5 protein-coding genes are annotated in these 2,849 nt (G+C 36.4%); all 5 read left to right on the forward strand.

Annotated elements, in window-relative coordinates:
• Positions 1-271: cyclic pyranopterin monophosphate synthase MoaC (locus tag ACT8VG_RS09535; RefSeq protein ID WP_444195724.1), on the forward strand; the 271-nt coding region annotated here is incomplete at its 5' end.
• Positions 256-1,197, forward strand: a complete 942-nt coding sequence (locus ACT8VG_RS09540) for an MOSC domain-containing protein (protein ID WP_187011464.1) — start codon at positions 256-258, stop codon at positions 1,195-1,197. The genes ACT8VG_RS09535 and ACT8VG_RS09540, both read left to right, overlap by 16 nt.
• A complete protein-coding gene (modB, locus tag ACT8VG_RS09545) occupies positions 1,187-1,867 on the forward strand; it encodes a molybdate ABC transporter permease subunit (protein ID WP_444195726.1) in 681 nt (226 codons plus the stop codon). Before ACT8VG_RS09540 ends, modB begins: the two co-directional genes overlap by 11 nt.
• 1 nt (position 1,868) lies before the next feature.
• Complete coding sequence (locus tag ACT8VG_RS09550) at positions 1,869-2,528, forward strand: sulfate/molybdate ABC transporter ATP-binding protein (protein WP_217107045.1); 660 nt, start codon at positions 1,869-1,871, stop codon at positions 2,526-2,528.
• The coding region (locus tag ACT8VG_RS09555; RefSeq protein WP_444195725.1) for a molybdate ABC transporter substrate-binding protein at positions 2,512-2,849 on the forward strand (338 nt) is incomplete at its 3' end. The genes ACT8VG_RS09550 and ACT8VG_RS09555, both read left to right, overlap by 17 nt.

Below are 2,849 nucleotides of genomic sequence, written 5' to 3' on the forward strand. Positions count from 1 at the left end.
TATGATTCCTCTTTGTCATATATTAATGATTACTAATGTCACTGTTGATTTTGAAATAGATGAAGAAATCAATCAGATTCATGCCTTTGCGACAGTGAAATGTAAAGGGAAGACAGGGGTAGAAATGGAAGCATTACACGCAGTAAGTGTTACATTATTAACTATTTATGATATGTGTAAGGCGATTAGTAAAGAAATGGAAATTAAAGATATTCATTTAATAAAGAAAACAGGTGGAAAGAGCGGTGAATTCAATTGGCAGGAAAAATAGAAGCAATTTGTATCAGTGAGAAGAAGGGGACTGAAAAGAAACCTATACAAGAAACTAAAATAATAGAAGATTTTGGCTTAGAACATGATGCCCATGCAGGTAAATGGCATAGACAGGTCAGTTTATTACCTTATGAAGAAAGAGAAGACTTTAAAAGACGTGGTGGAGATGTTGAAGATGGCGCTTTTGGTGAGAACCTTCTTATTTCTGGTATTGATTTTAATGAACTTGTCGTAGGAAGCCATGTTCATATTGGTGAAGTGGATTTAGAAATCACCCAGAGAGGTAAAAGCTGTCATGCTCATTGTCGTATTTATCACCAGGTAGGTGAATGTATTATGCCTCGACTTGGTATTTTCGCAAGAGTCATTCATGGCGGAGTAATTCATTGCGATGATGAAGTGACTTATACACCTCCTACAGATTCACGTATACGTGTTGCTGTGCTTACTTTATCCGATAAAGGCAGTCAGGGACAAAGAGAGGATGAAAGTGGTCCTTATATTAAAAAATATATGGAAGAAAGAGGTTATCGTGTCACATCATTAGATATTCTTCCAGATAATCAGAAAATGATTGAACAGGCACTTATTAATTTAAGTGATCGTTGTGAGAATGATTTAATTTTGACTACAGGAGGTACAGGTTTGTCACTTAGAGATGTGACACCTGAAGCCACTTTAAAAGTGGCCACACGCCTTGTCCCAGGTATTTCTGAAGCGATTCGTTATGAATCTATGAAATATACGAATCGTGCGATGTTATCTCGTGGCGCGAGTGTGATAAGAAACAACACACTCATTATAAATCTTCCAGGAAGTGTCAAGGCAGTGAAGGAGAGTTTAGATATTATTATAGATCCTCTTCATCATGGCTTAGAAATCTTAAAAGGAGATGCACACGATTGTGCAAGAAATGATGATTGATTATTCACCTATATGGATCTCATTTAAATGCGCTGCTTTTTCTATCTTTATCACATTTTTTCTAGGACTTTTTGCAGCAAGATGGATGATGACACTTAAAAATAAAGTCATTCAACTCATCTTTGATGGGATTTTCACACTTCCACTTGTTTTACCACCAACAGTAATGGGTTTCTTCTTATTACTCATCTTTGGTGTCAATCAGCCGATTGGTTCATTTTTCTTAAATGTATTTGGTGTGCGTATCGCTTTTAGCTTTAGTGCCACAGTGATTGCGGCAGTCGTCATCTCTTTTCCCATCATGTATCGCTCTGTAAGAGGAGCTCTCGAACAGGTGGATACAGATTTAGTAGATGCTGCAAGAACACTTGGTATGAGTGAAACAAGTATCTTCTTCAAGGTACTCGTACCTAACGCTTTGCCAGGTATTATCAGTGGTGGTGTATTATCATTTGCGAGAGGTTTGGGAGAATTTGGTGCTACAGCGATGCTTGCAGGTAATATTGTTGGAAAAACACGTACACTGCCTTTAGCTGTTTATAGTGAAGTTGTCAGCAGTGATATGCATAGCGCATCTTTCTATGTTGTTGTTATTATCGCTATATGCTTTACGGCTGTCATATTACTGAATATTTATCAGTTATGGGTCAAGAAAAAGAGAGGCTTTTAAGATGCATTTAGAAGTAGATATATATAAAAAACTAAGTGAATTTGACTTAGATGTTCATTTTAAGATTGATGAAATATGCTTAGGTGTGATGGGGCCAAGTGGCAGTGGTAAGAGTATGACGCTTAAATGTATAGCCGGTATAGAAACACCTGATTCAGGAAGAATTGTATTAGATGGAAGAGTACTCTATGATTCTAATCAACATATTAACTTAACACCACAAGAAAGAAATATTGGTTATATGTTTCAGAATTATGCATTATTTCCAAATATGACAGTTTATGACAATATTGCCTCACCTCTTGTGGCCCGCAGACTTGATAAGACTGCAATTCATGATTCAGTGATTCAGCTGATGAAGGAGTTGCATATGGAAGGATTAGAAAAGCGTTATCCAAGACAGTTATCAGGGGGACAGAAACAGCGTGTTGCCTTAGCTAGACTTCTTATTTATAACGCTGAGGCGATTCTTTTAGATGAACCATTCAGTGCTCTCGATGAAGATTTAAAAGATGAACTCTTAAAAGAGATGAAGATAAGACTTGATGCTTACCATCGACCTGTTGTCTTTGTGTCCCATAATAAGGATGAAATCCAAGCTTTGAGTCATGAAATGTATATTATAAAAAATGGAGAAACGATTCATGAAAAAACTAGTTAGTGTCTTATGTGCTTTTTCACTCGTATTCGGTTTAGCTGGATGCGGTCAAGAAAAGAAGTCTGAAAAGAAAGTCACTATAACTATTGCGGCTGCAGCCAGCCTAGAAAAGACTTTTGAAGAAACACTTATTCCTCGTTTTGAAAAGAAATATCCAAATGTGAAGGTAAAGGGTGTTTATGACAGTAGTGGTAAATTACAGATTCAGATTGAACAGGGATTAGATGCTGATGTATTCTTTAGTGCGGCTACTAAACAGATGGATAGTTTAGTTGATGAAAAACTTGTTGATTCTAAGAGTAGTGTAAATTTATTAGAAAATAA

Origin of the sequence: Catenibacterium sp., from assembly GCF_052354645.1 — a bacterium.
Classification (GTDB): domain Bacteria; phylum Bacillota_I; class Bacilli_A; order Erysipelotrichales; family Coprobacillaceae; genus Catenibacterium; species Catenibacterium mitsuoka_A.